9 protein-coding genes and 1 pseudogene are annotated in these 16,031 nt (G+C 60.0%); 6 read left to right on the forward strand and 4 right to left on the reverse strand.

Going from position 1 to position 16,031, the window contains the following annotated elements:
* Positions 1-205: 205 nt before the first annotated feature.
* The 4 genes and pseudogenes from tssK to JCM25146_RS11535 form a co-directional block, all read right to left on the reverse strand.
* Positions 206-1,629: pseudogene (gene tssK, locus JCM25146_RS24960) on the reverse strand (type VI secretion system baseplate subunit TssK).
* Complete coding sequence (tagH, locus tag JCM25146_RS11525; RefSeq protein ID WP_025828088.1) at positions 1,586-3,103, reverse strand: type VI secretion system-associated FHA domain protein TagH; 1,518 nt, start codon at positions 3,101-3,103, stop codon at positions 1,586-1,588. The pseudogene tssK and the gene tagH overlap by 44 nt, the downstream one beginning before the upstream one ends.
* Positions 3,100-3,714, reverse strand: a complete 615-nt coding sequence (locus tag JCM25146_RS11530; RefSeq protein ID WP_242401089.1) for a DUF6931 family protein — start codon at positions 3,712-3,714, stop codon at positions 3,100-3,102. The genes tagH and JCM25146_RS11530 overlap by 4 nt, the downstream gene beginning before the upstream one ends.
* Positions 3,711-5,555, reverse strand: a complete 1,845-nt coding sequence (locus JCM25146_RS11535) for a type VI secretion system Vgr family protein (protein WP_025828091.1) — start codon at positions 5,553-5,555, stop codon at positions 3,711-3,713. The genes JCM25146_RS11530 and JCM25146_RS11535 overlap by 4 nt, the downstream gene beginning before the upstream one ends.
* 417 nt (positions 5,556-5,972) lie before the next feature.
* Between JCM25146_RS11535 and JCM25146_RS11540 the strand changes: the two genes are divergently transcribed.
* From JCM25146_RS11540 to JCM25146_RS20850, 6 genes are all read left to right on the forward strand, one after another.
* Positions 5,973-7,682, forward strand: coding sequence for a ShlB/FhaC/HecB family hemolysin secretion/activation protein (locus JCM25146_RS11540; RefSeq protein WP_051544211.1), 1,710 nt, complete (start codon positions 5,973-5,975; stop codon positions 7,680-7,682).
* A 47-nt stretch (positions 7,683-7,729) separates the two neighbouring features.
* Positions 7,730-10,984: a beta strand repeat-containing protein gene (locus JCM25146_RS11545; RefSeq protein WP_025828095.1), complete on the forward strand. Its 3,255-nt coding sequence runs from the start codon at positions 7,730-7,732 to the stop codon at positions 10,982-10,984.
* A 2,548-nt stretch (positions 10,985-13,532) separates the two neighbouring features.
* A complete protein-coding gene (locus tag JCM25146_RS21550) occupies positions 13,533-14,123 on the forward strand; it encodes a CHAT domain-containing protein (protein ID WP_242401092.1) in 591 nt (196 codons plus the stop codon).
* A gap of 7 nt (positions 14,124-14,130) precedes the next feature.
* Positions 14,131-14,562 (forward strand): serine/threonine-protein kinase, encoded by a 432-nt coding sequence (locus JCM25146_RS24615; protein WP_025828096.1) that lies wholly within the window; start codon positions 14,131-14,133, stop codon positions 14,560-14,562.
* Entirely contained in the window at positions 14,523-14,774 is a 252-nt protein-coding gene (locus JCM25146_RS24620) for a serine/threonine protein kinase (protein WP_148299066.1), read from the forward strand. The genes JCM25146_RS24615 and JCM25146_RS24620 overlap by 40 nt, the downstream gene beginning before the upstream one ends.
* Positions 14,775-14,782: 8 nt before the next feature.
* The gene (locus JCM25146_RS20850; RefSeq protein ID WP_025828101.1) at positions 14,783-15,994 is read left to right on the forward strand and encodes a DUF4384 domain-containing protein; all 1,212 of its coding nucleotides are present in this window, start codon (positions 14,783-14,785) and stop codon (positions 15,992-15,994) included.
* Positions 15,995-16,031: the final 37 nt, after the last annotated feature.

A 16,031-nucleotide genomic window follows, 5' to 3' on the forward strand; every position in this document is an offset into this window, starting at 1 on the left:
CTCGCCCGGCGGTGCGGCCATGAAAGCGGTCGCCTCCGACGCGAGGCTGAAAGGGGCTCCCCCGCCAAACGCGGAAGAGGGCTGCGGTGCGCTGGGCTTGCGCCCGCCCGGCATGGGGCGGATGACTGTCCGATCCGAATCATCGGGTTCGGCAAATGGATTGTCGCTGTTCATTATTGCTCTTCCGCCTTATGGCCGTCCCGTGTCATCCGCGGATCGCCCACAGATCCATGCGCAGGCCAGGAAAATCGCCTGAAACATGGATTGCGAAACCACCCGAGTTGCGCATCTGCTGCCAGTGCGGACTGTTGCGATCGAGTTCGAAATAGGTTGCTCCGGTATGGAACGGGATCTGGCGCGGTGCGACAGGCAGTGGCCGTATGGCAATGCCGGGCAGTGCGACATTCACCAGTTCACGGATCTGCTCGACAGCCCCGATCTTGACCTGTGCCGGAAACAGGCGGCGTAGTGTCTCGGTTGGCACATCGGCCTGCACACTCAGCACGAAATTGGCGTTCTGGAGCACGGTCCGGTCGGTAATCGGCCCAACATGCACGCCATGCCTGCGTTCCTGCAGGGGAATGGCTATGGCATTGGTTTCCATGACCGAGGACAGGGCACGGCGCAGATCCGCAATGACCGGTCCGAAGGCGCGTTGCATATCCTCGTGCCGGTAGCCCGGATAGGCACTGGGCCTGCGTTTGGTATCGGTAAAGGTCGCAAGCTCGCCCGCTATCTGCACACATGCGCTATAGAGCGTTTCGGGGTGAATGGCGAAGGCGTCGCTCCAGTGTTGCAGCAGGCCCTGCCAGCGGTTGAGCGCCTGAAGCAGCATGAAATCCGAAACTTCGGCGACCCCGCGCGTATTGGGCGCTGCCAGACGCGTGGCCAGGGCCTCCCCCCGCTGGTTGATCATGCCCGCCAGTTCGACAATGAGCCGGACAGGGAACGCGAGACGTGGCATAGCAGCGACGGCGGTATCCAGCGTTCGTCAAGCGTGACACGGCGGTCGGCAGACACTTCAATAATCCGCGCCAGCGGAATGCACAGATACCCCGAGCGGTCATCGGTATCGAGCAGGTAACGCAGTTTCAGCCGCCCTACCAGAAGGTCCGCTGGCTGGGGCGATGCCGAATGTGTGTCATAGGCTTCGAACACGCTGGGGCTGTAACGCCCTTCCACCCCCGGATCGGCTGACGCGGAAATTTCTACCGCACCGGGCTGCCGCACCGGCAGCGCCAGATGCACCAGCACACCACGCGCGGTATCTGGCACATCAAGCGGGGGTGGATGATCGGCTTCGCCAGGCAGCGAGAACGTTGTCCCATCCTCGAAGACACCGGCAACGGCCGACAGCGCGAACTGGCCCGTTCCCAGAAGATCCTGGTTGGTCGTCATCTGTGTCAGACCCCAGCCATGGGGCTGCAACGCGGCCAGTCTTGCCCGCAGCCCGGCCTCCAGCCAGCGGTCCTGCTGCTGGAAGTGCTGGGAGCGGATGAACATCCCCTCCTGCCAGATCACACGATTGGTCCAACTCATGAGTATGTGTGCTCCGTCCGGTGTGGCTGTCTTGCCAGTTGGTCTTTCATGACGCTCCCCGATCCTGGATGTCCTGAAGCGCTGTTTCATAGGCACGGGCAAATGCCTGCCCGAATACGGCGTCGAAATTATCGGCCAGACCGTTCGAGACGGTGCGGTATTCTTTCTCGAAAATATCGAACGCCCGCGCTTTTTTCTGGGCTGGCAGCAAGGCCATTCCCCCCGCTTCATCCGCATTGACCCGCAGGCGTGCCGGGTCCAGGCGGGTCATGACTGCGCGAACAGCGCCCTGCATTGCCGCCATGGTGGCAAGTTCGTGCAGGCGCATGTCGCGCAATGTCTCGCTTACCGCCGTATCGGGGCGCATATCCACCCGCCGGCCCAAGCCCAGCAATGCGCATAGGGCGTCATCATCATGGGCGGAGAACTTCAGCGGGTTGTTTCCACGTGCGCGGATCATCGTCTGTTCGATGCGGAATTCACCCTTGATGGTCGCACGCGCGATCAGGGCCTGCCGCAGCCCGGACACCATGGCGCGAAAGGTCGCGCCAACCGCGTTCATAAGGGTCTCCGGGTCGGCGGGGGCAGGCATGTCGGTCAACCCAGCTCCCAACAGAAATGCACTCAGCAGATCGCTTCCGTCCACTGCCGCATTAGGAGCGGGGGGGCCTTTTGCAAACGGGACCGCAAGCGGGCGGGCCGTGTCTGCGGGTTCGACAAAGGGGTTGCCATGCGCTGGGTCGGGATCGGGCTCACCCAGATCGTGTGCAAGAAAATCGTCGGGCCCTGCATCTTCGGGGAACGGCGCATTGCTCGGCCCTGCCGGGGTGGCCTCGGGTGCCGAAGCAGCAGGGTGCGAAGGCGGGGGCGCAAGAGGGGACAGGTCCCAGTCATCGTCATCGGGCAGCAGCACGCGTGAGGGGGGAGGGGCAAAGGCATCACAAAAAGCGGGCACGTGATCCGCAACGGTAGGGGGAGCGCCAAAGTCGGGTTGCTGTGAGGCAGGAGGGCTGAAATCGTCGGGTAGGGTCACCGAGGTGGGTTGAGGTGGAGCCCCAAACAAAGGGTCCGCGCTCCCGAATGCCTGATGAATGAAAGCGCTGTCCTGCGCGTGTTCACCAAGGCCTGATGGGGTGCCGAACAGGGCATCGGTAAACGGGTCATCCAGCGGGGAGATACCACTTCCGCCAATACCCAGGCTGGATGGTGGAGAAACATAGTCCTCCATGTTGGCTGGCGCATAGGCGGCGGGGGCGATCTGCGCCTCGATTTCATAGGTTCCGATACGGATACGGTCACCACTGCGCAACTCGCGGATAGTGCCGTGGCCAAGGGGGGCCGTGTCATCGTTGACGAATGTGCCATTGGTGCTGATATCGGCCACCGCCCACCCGCCATGATGAAACGCGACAATACAATGGCGTTTGGACAGGTGCCGTTCCGGGTCGGCCAGAACCCAGTCATTATCAGGCCCACGGCCGATACGCAGTTCCCCCCCGACTACGTGGCGGGTCTCGGGATATACTGCATCCGGGCAGCGCAGCACGGTCAGTATCAGAGTCATGCGGCCTCCATCGGTAGGCGGCCAGCGCCACCTGTTGCGATATCCTGCGCGGAGCGAAGAAAAGCGGTCAGGCGTGCATCACGCCGGGAGGCATTCCCCCGGATGGATGCAAGTGCCACCGCACTGGCCACAGCTGTGCCGGCAAGGTGCGGGGCAGGGGGGACAGGCAGCACACCCGATGCTGTTATGGACATGCCACTCCAGAACGTGGCGACAGCCGCCCAGGATTCCGGGCTTTGCAGGCCAGCCCGCCGGGCAGCTTCCATGGCCTGGCGGCCCGTATCCTCGTCGGGTTGGCGCACCCAGTTTTCAGCCAGGCTTCTTGCCGCCTCCGTGGCATCGGGCAGGGTGGCGGGCGCACTATGCCGGGCACACATGCACGCCCACCACACCGCTTCACGCCGGGGAAGGGCATAGGCGAGCAGTCGCGCGGCATCCGCAGTACGGCCCGATGCCACCAGCGCCGAGAGCACCCGCTCGATCGTATCGGCACGAATGGCGCTGGCCGCGATATCGTCAGCCATGCCACTCAGTTCCAGCACATCGGCAAGGTTTGCCCCCGCCAGCTTGCTGTTTGCGTGCATCTGCATTCCGCTATCGCCCGCCATCATGAATTGATCATGGTGACGCCACCGGATAGTTGCAGCAGTGCCTGCCCGGAAATGGTGACCTGCGGAGATTCAACGCTTACGCTGGCTGCTGTCAGTTGCATTTTGCTGTCGCCGATGCTGAGGCTGATTCCAGAAGGATCGATTACAATCGTGCTGCCCCCCACTTGCAGCGTGATGGACTGCGCGGCTTTGCAGTGCATGGCCCCAGCGCAGACATCGACCGACAGATTGCCCTCTGAAACGGTGGTTGCATGGTCGCCGCGCACCGTGTCGGTCTTGTTCCCGTCGATCCGCACATTCTCATCATGCGTGACCGCAACGGAACGGTCATGTTCCACCTCGACCACAAGATCGCGTTCGGCATGCAGCAGGACTGCTTCCCGCCCTTTGGCGTCATCGACCGAAAATTCGCTGAAATTAGCCCTGCCGCCATCCATCGAGCGTGAACGCCACCCGCTGCGGGTCTTTTCTGCTGCGGGGAAAATCGGGGCGTTGCGGGCGTTGTACAGCCCCCCTACGACCACGGGTCGGTTCACATCCCCTTCCAGAAACGCAATTGCGACCTCGGTCCCTACACGGGGAATATGCTGCATTCCCCAGCCATTGCCTGCCCACGGGTGCATGACACGGACCCACAGCGTCTTGTCCGCCGAAATATCGCGCATGTGGTCGGATGGGAACTGCACCTTAATCCGCCCGAGGTCATCTGTATGCACTTCCTCGCCCTGCGGCCCTATAACCAGCGCACTGTACAGACCGGCCATGACCGGCGGTGCAAAACTATGGTCAGGGCGATACGCCACGGCGGTGCGAAAGGCCGTCAGGCGAATGCCGACCGCACCACCCTGCTGGCCGTTCGATACATCGTAACTGAGAGACCGGACTACGTAGTCCGTACTGCCCCCCCCCGCGAAAGGGTCGTCCTGCAGCAAAAACCTGCCCCCGGCGAAAAAGGCGGGGACCTGACCCCTGCCTTCATACAGTTCCGCTACGGCTTCGGCCGCCTGCATGCGTGTCTTGACCACATCGGTCACGCCGCCGCGTGTGTCACGCGTCGCGGGCCAGACGTAATGAACGCGGCTTTCCGCCCCCGATGCCTTCAGCAGGGTCGATTCGTCGGCCTGCAAAGTCCCGACCGAGGCCGTGCCTGTTGCTGGGTTGTAATCCGAAGCGCCCATGCGGCCGGCCACCGTTATATCCGCCCGGTCCCAGTCCTGCATGACGCCCAGACCAGGCGTTACCTGATCCAGCGGCAGGGTATACGGGTTCATGGCGGGGAAAGCGGTGTTGGCATCAGCCAGGATCAGGCGGTGCGCGTGCTCATCGTGGATAAAGAAGTAAAAAATCCCGCAATCTTCGAGAAGTCTTTGCAGGAAATCCAGATAGGACTCATTGAACTGCACGATATAATCGCGTGGGGTATAGTCCAGGGTTAGCCGGTTGTCACAGGTGATTCCAAAATGTGAGAGAATCTGTGACGCAATTTCAGGCACGGACATCTGCTGGTAGAAGCGGCAGTCGCTCGTCTGCCCCAGAAACCACAGGCGCGGCACGACTGTCAGCGTGTAGGACCAAAGATTGTCGCCCTGCATGGGATCCTGGACGACCGACGATACAATTCCATTGATATAACGCGCAGGCGCGCCGCCGCCCCTGGGGCGAGCTACCTGAATACTGACCGCCTGATCCAGAAGCTGCTCCGAGTCGAGCTGGTCAGCGCCTGAATGAAGATGAACCTGATAGATAAAAGGGTGACTCAACTCCTCAGTGCCATGTACGCGCGCGACGCCAAAGGGCGCATCACGCAGAGGCGTAACAATGGAGAGAAGCTCAAGATCCATCGATAGGGTGTCCGTCCAGATTGAGAAAGGTGCAGGTTCTGTCCCCTGTTTAGGGGACTTGCACCAAGAGTATTGATGAGTATAGAGATCAATAGTGATAGGGGGAAGAGGAAAAATAAATGTTTTTCAAAAAATATTATATATTATAACAAGTTTTTCTAATAGTACTCCAATTCCGTTAGTGGGTGGCGTACGTTCTCCACCGGTTGCTTTGTCCCCTGTTTAGGGGACTTGAGCGCGCATTCGTGGGGTACGAAAGTCGGGTACGCGTTCGAGCAATCGTCATGCGTCATGCTTGGCATATCGTTATGTATAGATTTTAGATGTCCGGTTATTTTTATTTTTGTCTTCTTGTTATTTACTGACTATTTCTTTTGCGCGGGAAGGTGGTGTAGTGTTGAAGGATGATTGCACAGTATGGCGGGCATGGCTGGGGGTAGCTCTGCCGTACTGCTCCCCGTGCCTTCAGTCTGGGCGCAACCTTCACTGCCCGTTCTTGAAACCTCCCCGATCCCAAGAGAACTGCCTCCGGTACAGCCTGATCCGGGGCACGCACTGCCAGTTGTTCGGGAAGTGGAGCGCGAAGGAAAGCTGCCAAAGCTTTCCCTTTCCATAAAATCCGTATCCTTTGCGGGGGCTGATGCATTCCCGTTATCGTTGTTGAACGAGATTGCAAAGGACATCGCGCATCGTCGCGTCACTCTGGCCGTGCTTGAACAGACACGGCTTGCGGTGGTCCGGCTTTATCGTGAGCACGGTTTTCTGCTGTCGACCGTCTCGATGGCGATCGATCGCGACGCTAATGTTCATTTTGTCGTAACAGAAGGCTACATCGCTTCGGTCCGGCTGGGGCATGACATTGGCCCAGCAGGCACCAAGGTTCTGGCGTTGCTGGAACATCTGGTAGATCGCCGTCCGCTGGCAAATGCGGAAATGGAGCGCTGGCTGCTTCTGGCCCAGCAGGTTGCGGGTGTAAAACTCCGTGCCGTGCTGCAAAATGCCAACCGCGAACCCGGCGCACTGACCCTGATTGCCGATGTCAGCCGCCAGGCCGTATCGGCCATGATATCGGCCGATAATCGTGGGTATGAAAACACCGGGCCGGAAGAGGGGCTGGTGGTGGCACACTTCAACAGCTTTACAGCGTTGGGTGAACGCACGGACCTCGTCTATTACCACACCGACGGCAATACGGATAATTTCGGCCAATTATCGGAAAATATCTTTATCGGTTCAAGCGGACTTCAGTTCCATGCCTATGGCGGCATGGGTCGGGCGGTGCCGTCGGGCGTGCTGCGCGAGATCGACTATCATAGTCAGGTCGTAAGCTTTGGCGGATCGTTGGACTACCCGGTTCTGCTGGGCCGCAGGAAGGCTTTGACAACCCGCCTCAGTCTGGACGGGCGTGATGTTGCGATTTCCGTTGGGAGAACAGGGCTTAGTCAGGACAGCATGCGCGTTGCGCGGGCAAACGCCAGCTACGCCTGGCAGGACTTGTGGTTTGGTAGCACCCGTGTAGGCACGAGCACGGTGGATATCACCGGCTCGCAGGGGCTGCCTTTCATGGGCAGTTCGGCCAATGGCCGAGCCGCGCCACCGGGTGGGCGAAATAACGCGCGCTTCGATTTCAGAAAAATTTCGCTCTCCGTTTCGCGCACCCAGGCCCTGTTCATGCCCTGGCAAGGCGCGTTGGTCGCGCTGCGGGGGGCCGCGGGGGGGCAGTACACGCCCTCCATCCTGCCAACGGCGGAAGAATTTTATCTGGGCGGCCAATCGTTCACGCGCGGTTATTATTCCGGACAGGTCGCGGGTGATAAAGCCGCCTATGCGACAGCCGAACTGCAACTGAACACGACCGCAAGCATCGATGTTTTTCAAAGAAATATCGACGTTACATCGCAGGTGTATGGCTTTTACGACTGGGGACAGGCCTGGTCGAACCAGGTAGGCGGCGCCAATCCCCGTCTGGCGTCTGCCGGTGTGGGGGTCAAGGTCGGGGTAGGGCATAACTTCCAGATGCAGGGGGAATTCGTCCATCGTCTGGCAACAGAGGTAGAATATGAAGGCCTGGGTGCGCAGTCACTGGGCCATACAATGTTCTATTGGGGGGCGACGGTATTCTATTGATATCGCTCCTGCTCAAAATGAACGCGTCCTCTTTTCTCGGAGAACGTATGGTGCGCGCTAGGGCCAGCACGAACACGGCGGCTGTGTGGCATGTGGTATTGCGCCGTAGCCATTTTGCCCTCTGGGTTGGCCTGACCTGGGCTGCAACCGCCTATGGCCAGACCTTGCCCGCTCCCACCGCGTTGCCGCAGGGTGGCGAAGTGGCTGGCGGCTCGGCAACTGTCGGGAACCCCGTTATTTCGGGTTCGACCACGACGTTGACGGTCAACCAGATCACACCCAACGCCATTATCAACTGGTCCAGTTTCGATGTGGGCGCGAAGGCAAGTGTGAATTTCGTTCAGCCGAGTTCAACGGCGATGATACTCAACCGTGTCACGGGTGATAAAACCTCCAATATCGCGGGATCCATTTCAGCGAACGGCGTTTTCATACTCGAAAACCCGTCAGGTGCGATATTCTATAACGGTGCGAATGTCAGTGCGCAAAGTGTCATTGTGACACCCTCCCACATCAACGACAGCAATTTTGAAAATGGGGTTCTGTCATTCAGCGCCCCGACTGACTCGTCCATTACCTCTCCGGCGATTAAGGTCAATCAGGGGGCGACCATCAGTGCTGCACAGGCCGGGCTGGTCGGGCTGGTCGCGCCGCAGGTGTCGAACGCAGGCACCATTACCGCGAACCTCGGCACGATCCTGCTGGCCGGTGGTGTCACGGCATTTACGCTCGACCTGTATGGTGATGGGTTGATCAATTTCGATGTGACGGACAAGATCGCAGCGGGTGCGGTATCCAAGGACACGGTTCTTGTGACCAACACCAGCACCGGCAAGCTGTCCTCACCCGGGGGGCACGTGCAGTTGACCGCACAGGCTGCTGACGGGGTGGTAAGCACGCTGGTCAACGCGGGCGGTCGGGTCGATGCCGGTGAAAAAGGCAGTATTTCAATCCAGGGGATTGGCGGCAATATTACCATTTCGGGCGATCTGCTCGCCAAGGGGTCAGATGCCGCGACGGGTGGCACGGTCAGTATCAACGCGTCAGACGGTGCTGTTACAACAACGGCCACCAGCAAGATCGATACCAGCGGCGACACAGACAGCGGGGACATTACCATCCAGGCCCAGCGGCCAAGTCAGCTGGCGGGCACTATCACCACTCCCGGCAAGGTTGGCATTACCATACCGTCACAGGCACAGGTCACGCATACGGGAACCATCACTGCGGGTTCGGTCGATTTTGCAGGCCCCGTGCAGGTTGCATCCACGGGCACAGTCAATGCGCAATCAGTTGAATTCGACATGTCCGCACAGGTCATGGGCACGATCAACGCTGCGTTCGTGGATGTAGCTTCTGGCGCAACCCTGTCCCTGTCTGGCAGCGGGCAGCTCCGCAGCGCATCCTTCCTGAAAGATGACGGCACGTTCGACATTTCAGGCGCGTCACCCAGCGTATCGATCGGGGGGCTGAACGGGGGCGGCACCGTGGCGTTGGGAGGCAACAACCTGACACTGACAGCCGCAGATGGTGGGTCGGGACAAGTTTCCGACGGTAGCGCATTTTTGGGTAATATTACGGACGGTGGGATTTCCGGCGGTGTTGGCGGTAGTCTGAGTATTGACAGCGGCACCCTGAGACTGTTCAGTGAGAACACCTACACCGGCCCGACAGTTATCGGCACCGGTGCGACATTGCAGCTTGTGGACGGAAGCATTGCCACTTCCAGCTCTGTTGTCGATAATGGCACTTTCGATATTTCGTCTTCATGGGCGCCGCAAATATCCTCATTGTCGGGGACCGGGTCTGTGCTGCTGGGTGATCAGGGACTGACCATCACCAATGGGTCAGGCGCATTCAGCGGCGCTATTACCGATGGTCCGTATTTAGAAGGCACCAGTGGCGGCCTGACCCTGACCGGCGGCACCCAGATCCTTTCGGGGCAGAACACCTATAGCGGCGTCACCACCGTAGGGTCGGGTGCGACCCTTCAGCTTGGAAATGGCGGGCAGGGCGGTACGGTCGCTACGGATATCGTTAACAACGGCACCCTGATTATCGACCACGACGCAGACACGGTGCTGGGTACGGCCATTACTGGCACGGGACAGATGCAGATCAGCGGTGGCGGCACGCTGACACAGGCTGCGGGAATAAACATTTCGCAATCATTGATCTCGACGGGGAATAGCGTCTTTAACGGAAGTATCCTGCTGACTGGCGACAACACTATTCCTGCTTTGGGCGGCATTTCAGCCACCGGTGATGTTACAATTCACACCAATGGTGCGCTGGGTCTTACAGGCCTTATCAGCACGCCCGGGACCTTCACTCTTCAGAACTCTGGCACGTTACAGGAAAGTGCAACCGGCGCTATTGACGCGGGGGTTCTGACAACCGGCACCGGTACTGTGGGGGGTGATACGACCCTGTCAGGGGCGAATACAATAGGCACATTGGCGAGCTTTGTGGTCCAGGATGGGATATTTCAGCTGAACAATGCGTCCGCGCTGACGCTGGATGGCCCGCTGGTAGCACATGCGGTTAACCTGACGGCAGCAGGTGGCATGACGCTTGGCGCGGGTGGCAGTATGTTTCTCTCGCCCGGTTCCGCAACCGACAGCAGCACGCTGACAATCACTGGCGATGGTGCGACACTGCAACAGGCAGGCAATTTCTACATCAACGATGGCCCCCTGCAATCGGCTTACGCCAATATGCCCACAACGCTCACACTCGCACTACCGGGTACGGGCAGCATGGCGCTGGGTGGTACGGGACAGCAACTGGTTGCCTCGACCACTGATCTTGTTCTGCGGCTGGGGGATCAGGTAGCGCTGACGGGCAATGTCAACCTGCTTTCGCTCACTCTGTATGGCGGCGCAACCGCGGATATGGAGGGCACGCTGGGCGGCATAACAGGCACGCAGGCAGCTAATAAAGCCGTTGCCTATTCCACCGATACGACGCACGATCGGTTTAATGGCTGCCTGTTCGGCACCACGGTTTGCACGCCCCCCACCACTGTGCCGACAAACGACAATACCGATCCTTCAGGTAACAAAACGTCATCATTAGCCAACGCCATAGTGCCGGTCATTACCAGCCCGCTTTCCAGCTACGATTTCCAGAATGGCGGGAGTGGGAACAGTGCGGGAACAAGCCTTCTTGGCGTCAAGGGTGGCCAGCCGAAGGACGCATTGGGTAACGATTTGCTCTTCAGTTACAGCCCTCGTAGCGGGGGTAGGCACAAGACCGACAGCAGCATATATCTGCCAGGTGTCCGTGGGCAGGATTATTGATCTTGCAGGACGCATCATCTCATCCCGCCAGACAGGGTAGCTTGCACCATGGCAGGGCCAGCAGGCTTTGGGCCTGCTGGCTTGTGCTGTGCGTGTTTCTGGCACTTGCCTGTTCAGGGTGTAAGCATCCTCCCGCATCCGCCTACGATACAGGCACCATGGACGACGCCAACGCCCAGATGCTGCCAGCAGGGCAGGACAGTTCAGGTGCGTCCTGCACCATACAGGCCAAAGGCACGTTGCGAGATCTGTATTGCGGCGATTGGGACCAGCCCAGCGGGCATGTCCAGATCGAACGCCTGCGCAAGGATGAGACTGCAGCGAACGAAGATACGTTACTGACCCAGCTTGCCACCACCAGCCGCTGGCGGGCAGGGCTGGATACGACCTATGCTTGTGATCCCCCAAAACCGCTGCGCAGTCACGACGATCAGGCAGGGAGGCTTATAACCTGCCGCCAGAGGCAGGCGGGCTGGCCCTACGTAGGCATGGTGCAGGTGCGTAACGGCCGCGCCTATTATGGAGAGGGCGTGCAATCCGCCCTGCCAGCCCTGCTCCGGGCGATTGATATCGTGAATGGCAGGTCCACACTCGGGAACACAAAAAATGCGCCGGATGGTGCGATGAACCGCCGTCTGGTCGGACTACTGGCCGCACACGCGTTCAGTACCGGAGATATCCGCGAATATGCGCGCCTGATGGCTGTGGGGGCACGCGCCAACCAGGCAGAAGATTTTTCAGCCGCTGTTCTGGCCTATCGTGCTGCACTGGCTCTGCAGCAGAAACAATTGGGGGCGGATAGTCCGGGCACCATCGGCGCAATACTGGCGTTGGCGCTCAATCTCTCCAACGAAGGAAACTACGCCGAGGCACAAACCCAGTTTGCCGCGGCAGACCGCCTCATGCCCCGCAGCGACGACCCGACCGCACCTGCGACAGCACTATACGATCAGGCTCTTGATAAACTCAGTCAGGGCGCAGCACTTGCCGCAATCTCCCTGCTGCGCGATGCCTTGGCCCGTTACGAAAGCCTGTTGCCCCCCGGGTTGCTGGATAGCGCGGCGGGAACAACCCTTTCGCCGTTCGGGCAGGGCGATGGCGCAACCCTGCTGGGGGCGCAGCTCAGTCTGAGCGATCCGCTGACACAGACGGCTACTCTGGGCGCCATCGAAGTCTGCCGTCACCTCGCACTTGCCCTGCACCAAACCGGCGATACACAAGGCAGCGAAGCAGCGATTACCCGCGCGAACATGATTGCCGAACGCTCCGACGCATCATCTTCGGCTATGGCGGGGCACCTGCATCGCACTGTGGCGGCTCTGGCCATAGCGCATAATCATTACAATTTTGCAGCACGCGAACTCGACAAGGCATTGCACAACTTCGATGCGGGTATGCCGGGTTCACGGCCAACGGCGGAAACCATCCTACTGCGTGCCGCCGCCCTTTTTGCAAACGGGCAGCAGCCTGCCGCGGTAGAGAACTGTCGCCGGGGCATGACATTGCTGCGCGTCCTGCGGCAGGGTGCATCGGCCCGGCTTATCGGCCCCTGCCTGGACATTTACGCCGCAGCAGCGGACAGCAACCCGGTCCAGCGCGACGGTCTGCATACTGAAATGTTCGAAGCGGCGGAATGGATACAGGGCAGCGTGACTGCCCGCCAGATATCTCTTGCCGCCGCACGCCTGGCATCGTCATCGGGTGACCCGAAACTGGTGGCCGCCATACGCGCGCAGCAGGATGCCCAGCAGAAACTCGAAACACTCTACCAAAAACGCGACCAGCTTGCCGAACAGGCTCGTGATGCAAGCCGCAATACCGACCTTGCTGTGGTGGACAAGGATATTGCCGCAACCAGTGCTGCCTTGCAGCAGGCTGCCATGGCTGAACAGGCACTTGTGCCCAATTACGGCCAGCTTGTGCAGCAGGCGGTTTCGGTCGCAAGTGTGCTGGAACGCCTGCGCCCCGACGAGGCATTTTTCGGAGTAACAAGCACGCCCAGCCACACCTGGCTGTTCCTGCTTCACGCAGGGCGGATCGTGGTCGCGCAAAGTGAACTGACCGACAACGACATGGCAGGGCTGGTTCGCAAGGTCCGTGACTCCATAATACCGGGGCCAGACGCGCTACCGCCCTTCGCCATGGCACAGGCGGGCGCAATCTACGGAGCCACACTAGGCCATGTAGCCGCCGCCATGGACGATGTCCATGAACTTGTCATCGCTCCATCTGGCGCGTTGCTGGCTCTGCCGTTCGCCCTTTTGCCAACCGGGCCTGCGAATGCCAATGATCTGGCCCATGCGCCCTGGCTTATCCGCAAGGTCAGTCTGGCCTATGTGCCCACGGCGGGGAATTTCGTTGGCCTACGCAAGGCCGAGGGGACATCCACGCACGCCGCCCATGGTTCGGTCTGGGAGATTTCCGGCCTGCCAGCCTGCCACAGGCTACCGCTACGTTCTCCGGCACGGGTTGCCGCGCCAGTGCCGAGGCATTTGCCGGGCTGCCTGTCCTGCCGTATGCCCGGCTGGAACTTCAGGCGGCATCGGCAATTTTTGGCGCAGGGTCACAGGACCAGCTTCTGGGCGGGCATTATACGGCGCCGAACGTGCGTCATGCTTCGCTTGGTGATTACCGGATCGTGCATTTTGCAACCCATGCGTTGCTGCCCACTGATCTGCCCTGTCTGGCGGAGCCGGTCATTGTCGCCTCAACCCCACCAGCCGCGCCAGATCTGAAAGACGCACTGCTGGACGCCGATATTATTGGCACCTTGCATCTTGACGCGGATCTGGCCCTGCTGTCTGCATGTAATACGCAGGGCGGGGCGCAGGGCGGTGAGGCGCTGTCGGCACTGGCCCGCAGTTTCTTTTATGCTGGTGCCCGCGCCGTCATGGTCACGCAATGGTCGGTCAATGATCAGGCATCGGCCTATCTGGTGGCGTCATCGCTGTCGCACATTCATGACGACCGCTCAGGCGGTGTGGCCGCGAGCCTGCGCGCGGCCCAGTTGGCAATGCTGAACGATGCGGCCGCCAGTCCTTCCTCTACCTTGGGCAATCCGTTTTTCTGGGCTGCCTTTGTCGTGATCGGTGATGGAGGGAAGCCGCCCCCTTCCGATATCCCGCCCATGTCTTTATAGGATTCCCATGAGCGATAGACTGGGAAAATATGAACTGCGTCGTATCCTTGGCAAAGGTGCCATGGGCACCGTGTATGAAGGATACGATCCTGTCATAGACAGAACCGTCGCCATCAAAACGGTGCGCCTGGTCGATGCCGACAGCGAAGATGCACAGGCGATAGAGGAGCTGGAACGTTTCCGGCGTGAGGCAAAGGCTGCCGGGCGCTTGCAGCACCCCAATATTGTCGGAGTCTTCGACTATGGAGAAACCGACGATATTGCCTATATCGTCATGGAATACGTGGATGGCACCACGCTGAAACAGGTGCTGGATAGCGGTGAACGCTACGGGGTGGATGAAGTGGTGCGCCTGATGGACGCATTGCTGTCGGGCCTCCAGTTCAGCACGACAGGGGCGTGGTGCACCGCGATATCAAGCCCGCCAACGTCATGCTGACATCAAGCGGTGAAATCAAGATTGCGGATTTTGGTATCGCGCGTATTGAAAGCAGTTCGTTCACCCAGGCCGGAACAATTCTGGGTACTCCCGCCTATATGTCGCCCGAGCAGTTCATGGGCCAGCGCGTGGACGCCCGGACAGATATTTATTCGACCGGGGTGATGCTCTACCAGATCCTGACCGGTGAGAAGCCGTTCGATGGCGGCTAACCGCCATCATGCACAAGGTTCTGAATACCGAACCCCTGCCGCCATCGGCATTGTCGATCGCGGTCACACCGGCGCTTGATCATGTCGTCCTGAGCGCCATGGCAAAGCAGCCTGACCGACGCTATGCCTCTGCCAGCGCATTTGCAGCAGCACTGCGCAACGCCCTGCTTGCTGAGCCTATCCTTACCGGCGATGAAAAACAGCTGGCCACAAGCCATAGTGCAACGGACGATGACGACGGCACGCTGGTCGTCCAGTCTGCGCGCACGCAAGCAGCATCACCACCCGCCAAGACACAGGCTGACAGCCCCAGGCAGGCCGATGCCCCCCGTAAAAACATGCCCCTGGCAGGAATGGCCGTGGGTGGGCTGGCTGTCGTCGCAGCGCTGGGTGGAGGAGGGTATTTCCTTTTCAGCCCCGGCCATGGCGACCAGCCCGCCGCCTTACCCGCCGCACAGGCAGGGCCTGCTGAAAATCCCGGACTTCCGGCAGCAACTGCGGCACCTCAGCAAGTGCCAGCCTCAACGGCTCCATCCGTAGCACCAGACCCGATACATATCGCCGCCGCAGTGGGCACGCTGTCATGCAGCTTCCTGACTGCCGGTCGCGACGGTGACCAGGTGACGTTGTCTGGCTATGTCGGGGCAGGAAGCCCCAAAGCTGCGCTGGACGCCGCATTGGCAAAATTGCCCGGCTCCGCACAGATCCGCAATACGGTGCGCCAGGTCGATGGTCCCTATTGCCCGATTTTCGATGCCTTGCGTACGTATCACGGCGTAACGTCAGGCAGCAGCGGGCTGGTAATGTCATTGCCGGGCGGCGATCGCCCCCTGCATGATGGGGAGCCGATTTCCATTGCTGTTCATCTGCCGACCTTCTCCGCACATCTGTGGACGATTTATTTCTCCAACGACGGATCGGCCGTGCGGATATACCCGACATCGGCCGAGGCAGCGCACGCATTTGCCGCCAATGCTACCAGAACGCTGGGCGATGGTTCTCAGGGCGGCGCGCGCATGCAGGTTGGGGCACCTTTTGGGACGGATCTGGCTGTCAGCTTGGCATCAGCCGCCCCGCTTCCGGCTGACCGTATCCCGACGGATGGCAATCTTGCGTCTATGACCACCGCAATGACCGAACTGTTGTCAAAGGCTGTCAGTTCAGGTCAGCAGGTCGCAATAACGCTACACCCCATCGTAACGCGGCCAGCAGGTCAATAATGCGGTAGGGATTTCGGGCTCGGCATCCAAGTTTTAG

Origin of the sequence: Acetobacter okinawensis JCM 25146, from assembly GCF_000613865.1 — a bacterium.
GTDB classification, from domain to species: Bacteria; Pseudomonadota; Alphaproteobacteria; order Acetobacterales; family Acetobacteraceae; genus Acetobacter; species Acetobacter okinawensis.

Bases quoted from the DNA above. Each gene is read 5' to 3' on its own strand.
- tagH (WP_025828088.1), bottom strand. From the start codon at position 3,103: ATGACTCTGATACTGACCGTGCTGCGCTGCCCGGATGCAGTATATCCC.
- JCM25146_RS11530 (WP_242401089.1), bottom strand. From the start codon at position 3,714: ATGATGGCGGGCGATAGCGGAATGCAGATGCACGCAAACAGCAAGCTG.
- JCM25146_RS11535 (WP_025828091.1), bottom strand. From the start codon at position 5,555: ATGGATCTTGAGCTTCTCTCCATTGTTACGCCTCTGCGTGATGCGCCC.
- JCM25146_RS11540 (WP_051544211.1), top strand. From the start codon at position 5,973: ATGGCGGGCATGGCTGGGGGTAGCTCTGCCGTACTGCTCCCCGTGCCT.
- JCM25146_RS11545 (WP_025828095.1), top strand. From the start codon at position 7,730: ATGGTGCGCGCTAGGGCCAGCACGAACACGGCGGCTGTGTGGCATGTG.
- JCM25146_RS24615 (WP_025828096.1), top strand. From the start codon at position 14,131: ATGAGCGATAGACTGGGAAAATATGAACTGCGTCGTATCCTTGGCAAA.
- JCM25146_RS20850 (WP_025828101.1), top strand. From the start codon at position 14,783: ATGCACAAGGTTCTGAATACCGAACCCCTGCCGCCATCGGCATTGTCG.